The sequence below is a fragment of the Streptomyces sp. NPDC002004 genome (assembly GCF_053593975.1).
The window spans coordinates 11460-26900 of the sequence record NZ_JBSFDP010000011.1; the positions used below are offsets into that span (position 1 = coordinate 11460).

Annotated in this window: 10 protein-coding genes; 5 read left to right on the top strand and 5 right to left on the bottom strand. The window is 69.4% G+C overall.

Annotation, left to right across the window (positions count from 1 at the left end; genetic code table 11):
* Positions 1-572: 572 nt before the first annotated feature.
* From ACWCP6_RS18445 to ACWCP6_RS18455, 3 genes are all read left to right on the top strand, one after another.
* On the top strand, positions 573-2414 hold the full coding sequence (locus tag ACWCP6_RS18445; protein WP_450933512.1) for an APC family permease: 1842 nt from the start codon (positions 573-575) through the stop codon (positions 2412-2414).
* A gap of 141 nt (positions 2415-2555) precedes the next feature.
* Positions 2556-3239 carry a response regulator gene (locus ACWCP6_RS18450; protein ID WP_450933513.1) on the top strand — a complete coding sequence of 228 codons (684 nt, stop codon included), beginning with the start codon at positions 2556-2558 and terminating at the stop codon, positions 3237-3239.
* A gap of 2 nt (positions 3240-3241) precedes the next feature.
* Positions 3242-5785 carry a DUF4118 domain-containing protein gene (locus ACWCP6_RS18455; RefSeq protein WP_450933514.1) on the top strand — a complete coding sequence of 848 codons (2544 nt, stop codon included), beginning with the start codon at positions 3242-3244 and terminating at the stop codon, positions 5783-5785.
* 277 nt (positions 5786-6062) lie between these two features.
* Here ACWCP6_RS18455 and ACWCP6_RS18460 read toward each other — a convergent pair whose 3' ends face one another.
* From ACWCP6_RS18460 to ACWCP6_RS18480, 5 genes are all read right to left on the bottom strand, one after another.
* On the bottom strand, positions 6063-6221 hold the full coding sequence (locus ACWCP6_RS18460) for a hypothetical protein (RefSeq protein ID WP_450933515.1): 159 nt from the start codon (positions 6219-6221) through the stop codon (positions 6063-6065).
* 92 nt (positions 6222-6313) lie between these two features.
* The gene (locus ACWCP6_RS18465; RefSeq protein ID WP_450933516.1) at positions 6314-7273 is read right to left on the bottom strand and encodes a hypothetical protein; all 960 of its coding nucleotides are present in this window, start codon (positions 7271-7273) and stop codon (positions 6314-6316) included.
* Between the two features lie 117 nt (positions 7274-7390).
* On the bottom strand, positions 7391-7810 hold the full coding sequence (locus tag ACWCP6_RS18470) for a hypothetical protein (RefSeq protein ID WP_450933517.1): 420 nt from the start codon (positions 7808-7810) through the stop codon (positions 7391-7393).
* Positions 7811-8199: 389 nt separating this feature from the next.
* Complete coding sequence (locus ACWCP6_RS18475; RefSeq protein ID WP_450933689.1) at positions 8200-9141, bottom strand: L,D-transpeptidase; 942 nt, start codon at positions 9139-9141, stop codon at positions 8200-8202.
* Positions 9142-9454: 313 nt separating this feature from the next.
* Entirely contained in the window at positions 9455-12955 is a 3501-nt protein-coding gene (locus ACWCP6_RS18480; protein WP_450933518.1) for a CHAT domain-containing protein, read from the bottom strand.
* Between the two features lie 255 nt (positions 12956-13210).
* Between ACWCP6_RS18480 and ACWCP6_RS18485 the strand changes: the two genes are divergently transcribed.
* Together ACWCP6_RS18485 and ACWCP6_RS18490 are read left to right on the top strand one after the other, a co-directional pair.
* Complete coding sequence (locus ACWCP6_RS18485; RefSeq protein ID WP_450933519.1) at positions 13211-13513, top strand: hypothetical protein; 303 nt, start codon at positions 13211-13213, stop codon at positions 13511-13513.
* Between the two features lie 3 nt (positions 13514-13516).
* The gene (locus ACWCP6_RS18490; RefSeq protein ID WP_450933520.1) at positions 13517-14467 is read left to right on the top strand and encodes a hypothetical protein; all 951 of its coding nucleotides are present in this window, start codon (positions 13517-13519) and stop codon (positions 14465-14467) included.
* Positions 14468-15441: the final 974 nt, after the last annotated feature.

The following is a 15441-nucleotide window of genomic DNA, read 5'->3' on the forward strand; positions in this document are numbered from 1 at the left end:
CGGCACACCGCCTTCACCCTATCCCGTCAAGAAGCGTCAAGGCAGTGTCAAGGTCCGGGTGGCCGCCGCCGGGGAAGCGCTGACAGCGGCCCCGGCCGACCCCGGAAGCGTTTTTGTAGAAACCGCGGGGCCGGTCATGGAGGGCTGATCCCGAGGCACAGCGGAACCGAGCCCGTTGTTCCGGTCCGGAGGCTCTGAGGAGGGCCTGGACGGTCACGCGGTCGAGACGCGTCGCCAGCCCGTCGCCAGGTCCGTGGGCGTGAGCGACGGCCGTGCCGTCACGGCGCCGCGAAGCGGCGACCGTGGAGATCCAGAGATCCCGCGAGCCGGGCCCGTCTTGACAGGACTCCGATGGTGTCCGGTGCTGCTTCACACTGCCGCTGCGCCACGCGCCCGTGGCACTCGCAGCTGTCACCTGGGTCACACGTCCGTCAAGGCTCCGTCAAAGTCGGCTGTTTCGGCGCGAAGAAGCCGCAAGGAGCGTCCGGTCGCGGCGGGAAACGGACACAGCCTGAGTGCGCCGCGCACACCTCAGCCCTCGTGCGCGGCTCCGGAAGGAGGAGCACGCACCCATGTCCGTCATGACCACCGAGCCGTGCGCGAACCCCGCTGACGAGGAGCCGCCCGATACCGGCGAGCGCCATCGTCTGACCGCCGTCACCGGCCTTGCCGGACTCTCCCTGGACGCGATGGCGTCGGTGGCCTACGGCCCTGAGGCGATCGTCCTCGTGCTGGCTGGGGCCGGTGCCCACGGCCTCGGGTTCACGCTCCCGGTGACGCTGGCGATTGCGGGTCTGCTGGCGGTGCTGGTCGCCTCGTATCGTCAGGTGATCGCCGCGTTCCCGGACGGCGGCGGTTCGTACGCCGTCGCCAAGACTCATCTGGGTGCGCGCACAAGCCTGGTGGCGGGCGCGTCGCTGGTCCTGGACTACGTCCTGAACGTCGCTGTCGCGGTCACGGCGGGCGTGGCCGCGCTGACCTCCGCCTTCCCGGCGCTGTACGGCGACCGGCTGGGGCTGTGCCTGGCGGTGCTGGTGCTGATCACGGCGGTCAACCTGCGGGGCATCGTGGAGTCGGCGAAGGCGTTCATCGTGCCGACCGTCGTGTTCGTCGGGTCGATCTTCGTCTTGATCGTCGTCGGGCTCTTCCGGTCCGCCCCGGTCAGCACGGCCACCGCGTCCGGGCACGCGTCGGTCCTCGCCGAGAACGCGACCACCGTGGGCGCCCTGCTCCTCCTGAAAGCCTTCGCCTCCGGTTGTTCAGCGCTGACGGGCGTCGAGGCGATCGCCAACGCCGTGCCCTCGTTCCGGGTACCGCGGGCCAAGCGGGCCCAGCGCGCGGAAGTCGCCCTCGGCGCCGTGCTCGGCGCGATGCTCATCGGCCTGTCGGTGCTGATCTCCCGTTTCCATCTCCAGCCGGTCGAGGGCGTCACCGTCCTCGCCCAGCTCGCGGACGCCTCACTCGGCCACAACTGGGCCTTCTACGTGATCCAGTTCGCCACGGTGATCCTGCTGGCGCTGTCCGCGAACACCTCCTTCGGCGGCCTCCCCGTGCTGCTGAAGCTGCTCGCCCGTGACAACTACCTGCCGCACGTGTTCGCTCTGAAGGCCGACCGGCAGGTGCACAGGCACGGTGTGCTCGCCCTGGCCGTGGTCTCGGCGGCTCTGCTGGTGTTCTCGGGTGGTGACACCAACACCCTGGTACCGCTGTTCGCGATCGGTGTGTTCGTCGGCTTCACGATCGCCCAGGTGGGGATGGTCCGGCACTGGGGTCTCGAACGCGGGCCCGGCTGGCGGGGCAAGGCGCTGCTGAACGGCTTCGGGGCGCTGCTGACCGGTGTCGCGACGGTCGTCGTCACGGCGAGCAAGTTCGCGGAGGGCGCCTGGCTGGTCGTGGTGACGTTGCCGCTGCTGGTGGCGGCGTTCGTGGCCGTGCACCGCGCCTATGCCCGCATCGGGGAGCGTCTGGGCCTGGGCGGTATACCCGAGGCCCCGCACCGCGAGCGCTCGCTGGTGATCGTGCCCGTGTCGTCCCTCTCCCGCCTGACGTCCGAGGCGCTGACCGCGGCGGCCTCGCTGGGGGACGAGGTCCGGGCGGTCACCGTCTGCTACCCCGAACCCGAGGACCGGGCCCAGCTTCGTGCTCTGGAGGCTGCCTGGGCCGAGTGGGACCCGGGGGCGCCGCTGATCCGGCTGAGCAGCGTGCGCCGTGCACTCGGCCGTCCCATCGCTGCATACGTCCGTGAGGTCGCCGCGGCGGAACCGGCCACCCGGGTCACCGTCCTGATCCCGGAGACGGAGCCGGAGCGACTGTGGCAGCGTCTGCTGCAGAACCAGCGGGGCGCCGTCGTCGCCCACGCTGTGCGGCGTGAGACCGACGCGGTCATCTGCCGGCTGCGCTTCCGCGTGCTGTGACTGTGTCCTGTCCGGGACAAGGTCTGCCGGGAGTTGGCGGTCCGGGAGAAATCCTGGTTCCGTCAACTCCTTCTGTCATGAAGCCGGTTGCCGCGCTCCCGGTGCCCATGGCGCGACGTACGAGAGGAAAGGCGCACGCTCATGACTCGGGTGCTGGTGGTCGAGGACGATCCGCAGCTCGTACGGGCCCTCGTCATCAATTTCCAGGCACGCCGGTACGGAGTCGACGCTGCCCCCGACGGCGCCACCGCGCTCCGGCTCGCTGCCGCACGCCAGCCCGACATCGTGCTGCTCGACCTCGGCCTGCCCGACATGGACGGCATCGACATCATCAAGGGGCTGAGGGGCTGGTCCCGCGTGCCGATCCTGGTGCTGTCCGCCCGGCAGGCGTCCGACGAGAAGGTCACCGCGCTGGACGCGGGCGCCGACGACTACATCACCAAACCGTTCAGCATGGACGAACTGCTCGCCCGGCTGCGCGCGGCCGTCCGCCGCGCAGAAGAGGCGCCGCTCGAGCCCGGAACGACGCTCGTCAAGACGGACGAGTTCACCATCGACCTGTTGGCCAAGAAGGTCCTGAGGGGCGGCCACGACATTCGGTTGACACCCACCGAGTGGCAGCTGCTGGAGATCCTGGTCACCAACCCGGGGCGACTGATCACGCAGAAGCACCTGCTTCAGCAGGTCTGGGGCGTCTCCCAGAGCAACAAGACCAACTACCTGCGGGTCTACATGGCCCAACTGCGACGGAAATTGGAATCAGACCCCTCGCACCCCCGCTATCTCATCACCGAGCCCGGCATGGGCTACCGCTTCGAAGGGTGAACATGGCACGCGGCAAGCTCCGGATCTACCTCGGCGCCGCCCCCGGCGTCGGCAAGACCTACGCCATGCTCTCCGAGGCGCACCGCCGAGTCGAACGGGGCACGGACTGCGTGGTCGCCTTCGTCGAGCACCACGGCCGGCCGCGTACCGAGGTGATGCTGCACGGCCTGGAGCAGATCGCACGCAACGAGCTGATCTACCGGGACAGCACCTTCACGGAGATGGACGTGGACGCGGTTCTCGCGCGCCGTCCCGAGGTGGCGCTCGTGGACGAACTCGCCCACACCAACGTCCCCGGCTCGCGCAACGAAAAGCGCTGGCAGGACGTGGAGGAGTTGCTGGCAGCCGGGATCAACGTCATCTCCACGGTGAACATCCAGCATCTTGAGTCGCTGGGCGACGTCGTGGAATCGATCACGGGAGTGCGGCAGCGGGAAACCTTGCCGGACGAGGTCGTGCGTCGGGCCGACCAGATCGAGCTGGTCGACATGTCGCCCGAGGCGCTGCGGCGCCGTATGGCGCACGGCAACATCTACAAGTCGGACAAGGTCGACGCGGCCCTGTCGAACTACTTCCGGCCCGGCAACCTGACGGCCCTGCGCGAGCTGGCGCTGCTGTGGGTGGCCGACCGCGTCGACGCCTACCTGACCGAGTACCGCAGCGAGCACCAGGTCTCCACGATCTGGGGTTCGCGGGAGCGGATCGTGGTCGGTCTGACGGGAGGCCCCGAGGGCCGCACGCTGATCCGCCGCGCGGCCCGGCTGGCCGAGAAGGGCGCCGGCGGCGAGGTCCTGGCCGTCTACATCTCCCGCAGCGACGGCCTGACCGCCGCCTCGCCGAAGGAGCTGGCCGTCCAGCGCACCCTCGTCGAGGACCTCGGCGGCACCTTCCACCACGTAGTCGGCGACGACGTACCGGTCGCGTTGCTGGACTTCGCCCGTGGGGTCAATGCCACCCAGATCGTGCTGGGCGTTTCCCGCCGCAAGGGATGGCAGTACGTCTTCGGACCCGGCGTCGGCGCCACGGTAGCCCGGGACTCCGGTCCCGACCTCGACGTCCACCTCATCACCCACGACGAGGCGGGCAAGGGCCGAGGACTGCCGGTCGCCCGGGGCGCACGCCTCGGCCGACCCCGCCTGATCTGGGGCTGGCTGGTCGGCCTTTGCGGCCCCGTGCTGCTGACCTGGCTGCTGGGCAGTGTCTTCCCGGACGTCGGGCTCGCCAACGACATGCTGCTCTTCCTGGCGATGACGGTGGCGGCGGCCCTGCTGGGCGGCCTCTTCCCCGCGCTGGCCTCGGCGGCCGCCGGTTCGCTGCTCCTGAACTGGTACTTCACTCCGCCTGTCCACACCCTGACGATCGCGGACCCGAAGAACATCGTCGCCATAGCAATCTTCGTGGGTGTCGCGGTGTCCGTCGCCTCCGTCGTCGACCTGGCCGCTCGCCGCACCCATCAGGCCGCGCGCCTGAGGGCGGAGTCGGAGATCCTTTCCTTCCTGGCCGGCAACGTCCTGCGCGGTGAGACCAGCCTGGAGGCACTGCTCGACCGGGTCCGTGAAACGTTCGGCATGGAGTCGGCGGCGCTGCTGGAGCGCGCGAGCGACGTGGCGCCCTGGACCTGCGCCGGCAGCGTGGGCCCGCAGCCCTGCGCCACCCCTGATGAAGCGGACGTCGACGTGTCAGTCGGCGATCACACGGCACTGGCGCTGACGGGACGGGTACTGCCCGCCGAGGACCGGCGGGTCCTGGCCGCCTTCGCCGCCCAGGCCGTCGTCGTCCTGGACCGCCGGCGCCTGCAGCAGAAGGCCGACAAGGCCAAGGAACTGGCCGAGGGCAACCGCATCCGCACGGCCTTGCTCGCCGCCGTCAGCCACGATCTGCGCACCCCACTCGCCGGCATCAAGGCCGCGGTCACCTCCCTGCGCTCGGACGACGTCGAGTGGTCGGAGCGGGACCAGGCGGATCTGTTGGAGGCGATCGAGGAGGGAGCCGACCGCCTCGACCACCTCGTCGGCAACCTCCTCGACATGTCCCGCCTGCAGACCGGCACCGTCACCCCGATCATCCGCGAGACCGACGTCGACGAGGTCATCCCGATGGCGCTCGGCGGCATCCCGGGGGACAGCGTGGAGCTGGACATCCCTGAGACACTGCCGATGGTCCATGTGGACAGAGGGCTGCTGGAGCGGTCCGTTGCCAACGTCGTCGAGAACGCGGTCAAGTACAGTCCCGCCGACGCGCCCGTCCTGGTTTCGGCGAGCGCCATCGCGGACCGGGTGGAGGTACGGGTCGTGGACCGCGGCCCGGGCGTCCCCGACGAGGCCAAGGACCGCATTTTCGAACCATTCCAGCGCTACGGTGACTCCCCACGCGGTGCAGGCGTCGGCCTCGGTCTCGCGGTCGCGCGCGGCTTCGCAGAGGCGATCGGCGGCACGCTGCACGCCGAGGACACACCAGGCGGTGGACTCACGCTGGTGCTGAGCCTGCCGATGGTGGCGAGCCATCCGCCGCCATCGGAATCGCACGTGACCGCCGCGGCCACCTGAGGCGACCCTCAAGGTGGCCCTTAAGGCCGCCGCCCTGCCTGACCGCGGCAGACTCGCACCGGGTGAAAGACCCAGCCGCAACCAAATGGCCACCGAGGCCTGCGTCTTCGACGCCCGGTCGGCCCCCGGGCGAGCACATGAGGTGATCCAACCCGCCCGGCGCGCAGTGGTGAACGGACCGTCCGCCTGGGGGCCGAGGGCCGAGAAGAAGTGGTGCACCACTTCCCTCGTCCGCCCCGGGCCGTGACGCGTCGGCTGCATCGAACATTCAAGGGGCTCAGCGGCGGCCTCGTCGGTCCTCGTAGTTGACGAAGTAGCTCACAACAATGAGCAAGCCGAAAATCCCCAGGGCGAAGGTGCCGAGGATCGTCCCGATCCCCTTGCCGTCCAACGCAGAGCGCACCCCGCCGGCGAGTCCGCCGACAGACATGATCACGCCGAGGACGACTGTCCGTGAACTCTGGGGTCTCAGCCAGTGCCGTAGGTCCGGGCGACGGCGACGGGGCGAGGGTCGGCCGGCGGAGTGCGTCATTGGTACCTCACATTCCCCGGTTCCGCCGGGACGTCCACATGGGTGTCGCCCGGGGTCCTGGGCTGGTTGGGCGTGTAGTAGAAGTCGATCCCCGTCGCGACCACGGCGACCGGCACGCCGAATATCTTCTCCCCGAACTTGCCGATCGAGTTGATGAACGTGGGGCGATGGTGTTTGCCGCGTACGTCGCTCAGGAGCGCGCCCTTGGCGAGGTGCTTGCTGGCCTCGCCGCCGGCCGCGGAGGGGGCGCCGCCGATTGCGCCTTGTATCGCGCCGTTGACGTCTCCGTGCAGTGCCGCTTCGCCGCCGTCCATCCAGGAGCGGTAACTGAGGAACTCAGCGATGGGCTTGATGGTGCCGCTGCCCCACTTCGAGGGTGGCGTGTACTCCTCCGAGTCCGTCTGGGTCTGTTGCGCCTGTCGGGCGTCGGTTCGCGCATCCTTGAGGGAGCCGTAGTACATGCTGTCGAACTGGTTTTTGTCCTTGGTGAGTTGCCACAGGCCCCAGGAACAGGTCGAGTCCGCTTCCGCCGCGCGACCGGTGATCGCGTCGATGCGCCGCTGCAGAGCGTCGAAGTCGTCCTGAGTCACCACGTACTCGGGATCCCCGTGGGACATGCGCTGGGGCTGGACGCTACGGCTCAGAGTACCGTCGGCGTGGATCGTGATGCCGTCGGGCGGATTCTCGCAGAGATCCTTCAGGTCCTGCCTGGCTGCCTTGATCTTGTCGTGAGCGGAGCCCAGCAGGTTTCCGATGCTCTCCGCTTCGGCGACGGCATCGGTGAACTCGTCCGACACCCGGACGACGAACGGCTTGGTGACGGAGGCGTTCTCGCCCTTCCACTCCGTGCCCTGAGCCAGGCTGCGCATGTTCCCGGCCTCTGTGGCGACCTTCTTCAGTAGGACCGCCATGTCGGTCCAGTCGTCGGCCGCCGACTGCAGCGCTGAGAGATCCACGTGGAGTAGTTCTTCGAAATTCGGCACTGCCCCCTGTCTTCCCGGCGTCGCCGCCGTCATTTTCCGGAGAAATCCCCGTCGCTACGGGCTCCCAATTCCGCACGCCCTGGTCAGCCGTCACATGATGGGACCTTCCGCTTTCGGAACATGTGGCGTGTGGGAATCCGGCGTGGGCGGCGGCACGTCCAGATACTCGGAGATCTTGGAGACCTGTATCTGCGTGGCGATGTAGTGGTCTTCCTGCTTCGTCGACTTCGCCGAGTAATCGAGATGGTTGGAGATCTGAGCGTAGGCGTCGAGCAGCACCTGAAGCTGTCCCTGCCAGCCCTCACTGGCTTTGGTGAGTGCGGAGCCCATGCCGAACCCGTCGTTGTCCAGGCTCTTCGCGGCGGACTCGGTGTGCGACTGCGCGTGCTTGCCGGCGCTCGACAGGTGCTGGTGCAGCAGGAAGGCGGCGTGCCCGATCCTCCCCATGTCGTCGTACTCGACGATCAGATCCGCGCCGCCGGGCGACGGCCCGCCGGGATCGCTGGGCACGCTGTTCAGCCTCATCCGGGCTTTGCCTTCAGCTCCGCCCACTCTTGATCGAACGACATGCTTTCCGGCCCCCGTCATCGTTGATCAAGCAAGGCTATCCCTGAACAAACGCACGGGGATTGCCGGCAGCGATAGAAGGGCGTTAAGAGGCCATCTCATTTGGTGAGTTGGTGCCAGCAGCTGGGGCGCGGGCGAAGGCGGGAACCGCACGCCGTTGGCAGTCCGCCTGTGCCGGCTCACCGCCGGACGGGGAAGAGCCCCGCACCCGGCAGGTGCCGGGCTCGGGGCTCTTCCTTTGCTGTCAGGCGTAGGAGTGGATCGTGTGGAACTTTCCGCGGACATTGTCCGGTGCCTTGTCGATCACTCACTGGTGTCGTTACCGCAGCGCGTCACAGCGTCGCGGTCGTCCCCTCCCCGGACGCGCTGCCCGCGAGCCACTCGTCCCAGGTCAGGTTGAAGTCGGCGTAGCCGTTGTCGGCCGGGGCCTTGGCACGGGACGAGCCGGTGATGGTGACGGGGTCGCCCTGCTTGACCTGGCCGTAGAACCACTGGGCGTCCGACTTGGACAGGTGGATGCAGCCGTGCGAGCCGCGTGCGCTGCCGCCGCCCGGAGTGGGATCGGCGTCCGAATAGTGCACGTACGTGCCGGTCTGGGTCAGGTGGACGTCCCAGGGCAGCGTCAGGTCGTAGTAGTTGGGGCTGCCCTTCTGGCAGCTGATGCCGACGCTGCAGGAGGTCATGTGGACCTTCTCCTCCTTGTCGATGACGGCCATCGTGCCGTTCCACGTCGGGAACTGAGCGCTGCCCGCATTGATCGACAGGGTGCGCACCGCCTTGCCGTTCCGGGTCACCTTCATGGTGTGGCCGGTCACCGAAGCATCCGCGCGCACGTCGTCGCCGATCGTGAAGGAGTGCGTGTAGTTACGCACGCCGTAACGTCCGTTGCCGTTGCTGACGCCCTTCATGTCGGCGTCGATCTTCACCTTCGTGCCGGAGGGCCAGTACATCTTCGGCCGCCAGTCGGCGCGCTTGCCGTCGGCGAACCAGTGCCAGGCGCCGGCCACCTGCTGCGAGGCACTCACCTTCATGTGCTTCTCCACCGTGGCCCGTGCCTTTGCCGCCACGGGGTTCGTGAAGACGACCGAGACCGGCATGGCCACGCCGACCGTGGTTCCCGTCTGCGGGGTGATCGTGTCCAGCAGCATCGGCGGGCCCGCGGGCTTCGTCGGTGACGGAGAGGCGCTCGCACTCGACTTGCCCGACGCCTTTGCGTCGTCCCCGCTCGCCTTGTCGCTGTCGCCTCCGCTGCAGGCACTCACGCCCACCAGCATCGCACCTGTGACCAGTGCGATCCCTATGCTGCCCTTGCGCCGTCCCACGACCCGCCCCGCTCTCTCGCTCTTCGGCCCTGACGGGCCCGACTCCCTGACAGACAGCCGGGCCGGCGCCGCAGTTGCGTGCGTTACGTAAAGCGTGTGTCAAATCTCGGTGCGCATTTCGCCGGATCGGGGACGATGAGGGGCGCGACATCGTCGCCCGTGCTCACCCGCCTCTCGCCGAGGCCCTGGCGCTGGCCCGGCGGGCCCAGCACGTGGTGCGGGCAGCGGACAGCACGGCGGTGAGCTCCTGCTGCTCCATGGCTGGTCAGGCGCCGACGTGGAGATATCCGGCCCAGTGGGAGGGCAGACGGCGCCGTTCCTTCCGTGCGGCACGCACGGCGTGATGCAGGGCGAACGCCGAGTGCTCGGTCGTGAGCGCCTGACCGTCGGTGACGAGGTTCCTGTAGAAGCGCTCAGCGAAGGTGCAGGCGTAGGCGTCGTTGATCTCCCAGAGCGTGCCGACCACATGCGCGAAGCCCGCCAAGTGGAAGGCGCTGGTGAGGTGAATCGCTTCCTCCCACAGTTCGGGCACGGCGGAGAGCGCCGTTCCGCAGGCCGACAGGTACGCCAGACGGGCATGTTCGAGCTTCAGCTGCGCGAGTCGGGCCACGGTGAGCGGGCTGGTGGCGTGGTCGAGGAGGAGCAGTCGGCTGAGCGACGGGTCACTGGGGTGGTCGTCGCCGTGGCAGGCGAAGTGGGCGACGGAACAGTGGGGGAGCTGCGACAGCGCGTTCTCGCTCGTGGGGCAGGGATCCGGGGCCGCTGTGCGCACGCCTCGTACCGTGTCGCTGTCGCTGTCGGTACACGTGCCGTGCTCCGCTTCCATTAACAGCACGTGGTCGGGGAGAAGGCGGCACACGATGGAGACTTCGGCCGGGACGTGTTCCAGGCGTCCGGGGACGCCCGGGGTATCGGGCATGGCGACGATGAGCGCGCGGTCCTGTACGTGCTCCGGCGGGGTGCCGGCGGTCCGGCGGGCGTGCCGCAGAGAGCGGACGGTCGGGGTGTAGGAGGACACGACCCGGTCCATCACTGTCCGGCACCGCGGGTCGTCCGGTGGATCGGCGTGATGGCCCGCGGCATGCAGGGGCAGGACGCTCAGCAGACCGCCGGGTGCCCACCAGATGCGTGGCCACTCCGCTCCGGGTGGGGGTGGCCCATGATGGCCCAGGGCCCGGAGCACCGGTTCTGCCGCGGCGTCCCAGAGCCAGGCGAGCGTGTCCGCGATGTCGGCCTGCGCGTGTCGTCTGCTGATCGGGGTCGCTCCGTCGGTCGAGGCGCCCAGTGCCTGACGGAAGGCGGTGATCCGCTGCATCACCTCGGAGTGCCGCAGGCCGGGAAGCTCCAGGGACGTGATGCCGTCTGCCGTCAGGAGCAGGGCGTCGCTGCGGTACGTACTGACGTTGAGGGCGACGACGGGTCCGTCCTTGGCCTGGGCGATCAGTTCTTCTTCGCTCAGGGGGAGTGCGAAGTCGGCGAAGCCGTCGAGGTCGCGGATTCGGGTCAGCATCGTCTCGAACTCGTCGGTGAGACGGCGCCGTTGGTCTGCAGCGCGGTGGAGCCAGGGGGAGGTGCCCTCGGTCCCGGTGGGCACGCTGGTGGGGACGTTGTCCAGCAGGTCACGTAGTTCCACGAACCGCGCCGCGAGTTCCGGGTGCTCCCGGCGGAGTGCACTGAGGTCGCTACGCGTGTCCAGTGACTGGCCCAGGAGAACGGCTCTGCTCGTCTCCAACAGGTGCAGGGCCCGGGCAGCCCGCCGGTCCCCGGGCAGCCGCCCGTCGGACAGGGCGTGCGCCGCGGATTCCGCGGAAAGCCCGGTGAACATCGCGAGAGCGTGCTGCTGGTCCCCCCGTTGGAGGTGTCGGGGCGCCAGCCGAGGGAGCAGTGCGATGGCGTGCTCCAGCAGGTCGGACGCCCGCCCCAGGTCGGATGGGGCGATCAGCTGCGCCGCGGCGATGCCGCTGAACACGCGCAGGCGCGGTACGGCGGTGGCGTGTTCGAGTACGTCCGCGAGGGCGGTCGACGCGCCGTCCCGATCGGCTTCCGCCCGGGTCGCCGCGTGTCGAAGGCTCAGGGCGATGCCGAAGTTGAACTGTGCTTCATCCCGGTGCGGGTGGTCGTGCTCGCGGGTCGCGGCGGCCAGTGCGGCCCGGGCCGTGTCGACGGCCTCTTCCACATCCGGGCCCGCGCCGGTCCGAACTGCGCGCTCCCGCAGCGTCCCGGCGAGGTTGGCCAGCCACTTCACCTGATCGGGGTGACCGGACGGGGTGTCGTCGACAGCGCCACGGGCTGCCTCGACGGCCTCGTCGATGTCTGCCCGGTCCCCGAATCGCGTGAACCGGCTTTCCAGGGCCACGGCGAGGTTCGACAGGCGTCCGGCGCGGCGGGGGTCGTCTCGCGGGGTGGCGTCGACGGCTTTCCGCGCGGCCTCGATAGCCTCGTCGATGTCCGTCCGATGGCCGAGTCGTGCGAACCGCGCCTTGAGGGTCACGGCGAGGTTGGACTGCCTGCCCGCCCATTCGGCGTTGTCGGCCGGCGTCACGGCGATCGCAGCGCGTGCGGCCTCGACCGCGCCGTCGAGGTCTGCCAGAGCTCCGTTCAGGCGGTATCGCCGTTCCAGCGCCACGGCGAGGTTCGACAGCCATCCGGCCCGGCCGGGATGGTGATCCGGGATGTCCGAGAGCCCTGCCCGCTGCGCCTCGACTGCGGCGTCCAGGGTGGCCGGGTCGCCCATGGCCTCCGATCGGACCCGCAACGTGGTCCCCAGGTTGAGCAGCCGGGTGGCCCTGTCAGGATGGTCAGCGGGGGTGGAGTCCAAGGCCGCCTGGTCCGCCTCCAACGTGGCGTCGAGGTCGGCCGGATCCCCGGTCACTTCGAATCTCGCCCTGAGGGCCCCACCGAGGTTGGAGAGCAGCGCCGGCCGGTGCGGGTGTCCGTCGGGTGTGATCAGAAGGGCCTCGCGGCCGGACTCGATGGCGGTATTCAGGTCTTCCATTTTCCCGGTGCGCTTGAACCGTGCTTCGAGTGCAAGGCTCAGATGGGAGAGGTTCCCGGCGCGGTCGGGATGGCCGGGCGGGGCGGCCCTCACCCCGGCGCGCGCCACGGCGATCGCCGCGTCGAAGTCCTCGAGCGCGTCCGTCCGTTCGTACTGAGCCATGAGGGCGCTGCCAAGGTTGACCAGTCGTCCGGACGCCCTCGGATGGCCGGCTGCCGTCGCCTCCACGGCGGCGCGCCCTGCCTCGACCGCTGCCGCCAGGTCGCCCGGCTCACCCGTCCTTCGGTATCGGTCGCCGAGGGCGACCCCCAGGTACGACAGCCGCTCCGGCAGATCGGGGTGGTCCGCTTGGGTGACTGCCACGATGGACTGCCAGAGTGTCACGGCAGCGGTGAGGAGACCGAGGTGCTGTGTGTCGACCGCTTGTTGCAGCAGGGCGCAGGCCGAAGGCCGCACGGCGTCCGCGACGGCGGGCAGCAGTGGACCGGGAATGTCGTGCACCCCCGATACGAAGCACAGCGCGAACAGGGTGACTGCCGCATCGTGATGTCCGTGAGCCCGCTCTTCGGGGAGGGCGACCGAGCGGTACCAGTGGAACCAGCCCAGCGCGTACCGGGCCCGGACGTCGTGGTCGTCATCGCGCAGGAATGCGGACAGTTGCCGGGCTGCCTCTGCAGCGGCCGGATCCAGCACTGCGGCCAGGCCGTGCTGCGCCGTCACCCGTGCAAGCCGGGACTCGAGTCGCTCGGTCCAGTGTTCCCGCTCGTCCACGAGCCCCCCCCGGCGCTTTCGTCATGTGGCAGTGACGCTAGCCGAGTCTGTCCTAGGATTGGATGACTTGAGCAGATGTGATCGGATGATTCGCCATCTGGAGCGGTTCGCAGGGCCTGTCCCGGCAGTGCCCGGGCCGGGGGCGTGGGCGTCCGTGCACTTCAGGGGGAGGGGGACATCATGAGGGCTCTGCCACGGCGTGCTGCCGATGGCCTTGCGGTCGCCTGCGCGAACCGGGAGGCCATCTGTGAGGCCTTGCAGGATGCCAATGACGGGGACGACGCACCGCTGGGGTCGGTGGTGAGCGCCGTGACCGGCGACGGGGACCTGGCCGCCGCGCTGGACCGCCTGCACGACGCGTTACTGAACGCCGGTGACGCGTTGGGCCTGTACGGGAAGCAGCGACGAGGGCTGATACCGCCCGGGCACGGCGAGGAACCGCTCGAGCTCTGGTACGTGTGCCCGATACGCCTCTGTTCCGGTCGCCCGTGGCCGCAGCCCGGGCGGCTGCTCCGCTGCGACATGAGCGGGCACGAAATGATCCGCACGAGGCTGTGACCCGTGGGCGACCTGCTGGGAGAGCTCGGCAAGAAACTTGCCGAGCGCTGGCTGTCCTTGCTCGTCCTGCCCGGAGCCCTGTACCTCGCCGTCGCCACGGCGGCGTTCACGCTCGGGCAGTCCGACGCGCTGGACGCCAGGGCACTGGCCGACCGCATCGGGGACTGGGCGAAGGCACCAGCCGCATCCACCGTCGGCGGCCAGGTGGTGCTTTTGGCCGCCGTGCTCGCGGGGGCGGCGATGGTGGGCATCGTCGCCCAGGCACTGGGTTCCCTCGTGGAACGCATCGCACTCGCCGCCGGCTGGCGCGACTGGCCTGCTCCCTTCCGCCGGATCGCCGACACGTGCGTACGCAGCCGCCGGCAGCGCTGGGACACCGCCGACCTGGCCTACCGGACAGGCCTTGTGAGAGCTCGTCGCGCGTACGACGGAGGCGGGCCCTCCGCCTCCGTCCAGTGGCGCACCGCCCATCGGGCCCGTGCCCGGATCGCTCCCGAACGGCCGGACCGGCCGACCTGGAGCGGGGACCGCGCCCATGCCACGGCCGTCCGCCTCGATCGCGACCACCATCTCGACCTGGGAACCCTCTGGCCGCATCTGTGGCTCCACTTGCCCGATGCCGTGCGCGCCGAGATCAGCATGGCGCGTCAGGACCTGTCGCGCGCCACCGCGCTTGGCGGTTGGGCCCTGCTCTACGCCCCACTCACCTGCTGGTGGTGGCCTGCGGCACCCGTTGCCGCAGCACTCGTGCTCACCGCCCGGTACCGGATTCGTGCCGCCATCGCCGTGGACGCGCTGCTGCGCGAGGCCGCGACGCGCCTCCATGCGGCTGAGCTCGCACGCCACTTGGGCATCGACCACACCGGCCCCCTCACCCCCCAACTCGGCGACACCCTCACTCACCTGCTGCACACCCGGCCGCCGGCGTCCGCACTCGACCATCTTTCTCCCTGACGGCCGATACGGCTCCGACCTGGGTGAACGGGCGGCAGCCTCCCGGACATTGACTGGGCTTCAGGGCGAGCCATGCGGTCTGTCGCCGCAGCGCGGCAGCCTGGTCGTGGTCGAGTTCGCCGGCCACGGAATCACCTGCCGACGACGGCGCCGGAAGCAGGGCGCAGGAGGACCGCTTCCAGCACTTCGGTAGTCTCCGCCCTTCCGATGATGGGAGATGGGCGATGGTGGAAGCTGGGCCGACGAGACCTCCGAGACCCTGGTCCAGAGGGATTCTGTGCGGCGTTCTCTTCGGGGGTCTGGCCTCGGTGGTCTCCGTCGCCACTATCGGGAGGGTGTGGGCGGCGTGTGACGTCGGCGTCAACGCAGCGGCCAGCAGCATGACCTTGCTGTTTCTCGCCCCTCTCATATGGATCGCCGTAGCCGCTTCCTGGGTCGTCCTGTACGGCACCCTGGGAAGGCGTCACCGAAGCGCAGCACTGACCGCAGGTCTCGTCTTCACCGTGTGCGTCACCTGGTTCCTGGTGACGTGGCTTGGCCTGGTGGACTCCTACCCTGCCCCTCGATGCCCGGGACATGTCCCGTCCTGGTGGCCGAGTTTCATCCCTGCCTAGCCGGGCGGTCACGCTGTGAGCGATCCCGACACAGGCGGGAACTGGTCCTGGCGCCCGGCCGGACGTGGAGTCCAGCACATGGCCTGCGTCGGCCGACCCCATCGGTTTCCGGTGCCGCTGTCGAGGTGGACCTGGTGGACTTTGTCCTGGCGGAGAACGGCGCCGTGAAGGAAAAGCATTCCTACGTGGACGGTGTGGCGATGCAGGCCGCCCTGGCGGCCCCCGCGGCGACCGGAGCAGAAGGCCACTGGACGAGTCACATGCCAGACGGAGCTCGTGGATGGGGTGATCCGATCGAGATCGATCGCGTCCAGGAGTTCGCGAGCGCAGGCAGCCGGAGACGTCGCCGGGGGCGAGCAG

Coding starts and splice junctions, on each gene's coding strand:
- ACWCP6_RS18445 (WP_450933512.1), top strand. CDS start 573: ATGTCCGTCATGACCACCGAGCCGTGCGCGAACCCCGCTGACGAGGAG.
- ACWCP6_RS18450 (WP_450933513.1), top strand. CDS start 2,556: ATGACTCGGGTGCTGGTGGTCGAGGACGATCCGCAGCTCGTACGGGCC.
- ACWCP6_RS18455 (WP_450933514.1), top strand. CDS start 3,242: ATGGCACGCGGCAAGCTCCGGATCTACCTCGGCGCCGCCCCCGGCGTC.
- ACWCP6_RS18475 (WP_450933689.1), bottom strand. CDS start 9,141: ATGCTGGTGGGCGTGAGTGCCTGCAGCGGAGGCGACAGCGACAAGGCG.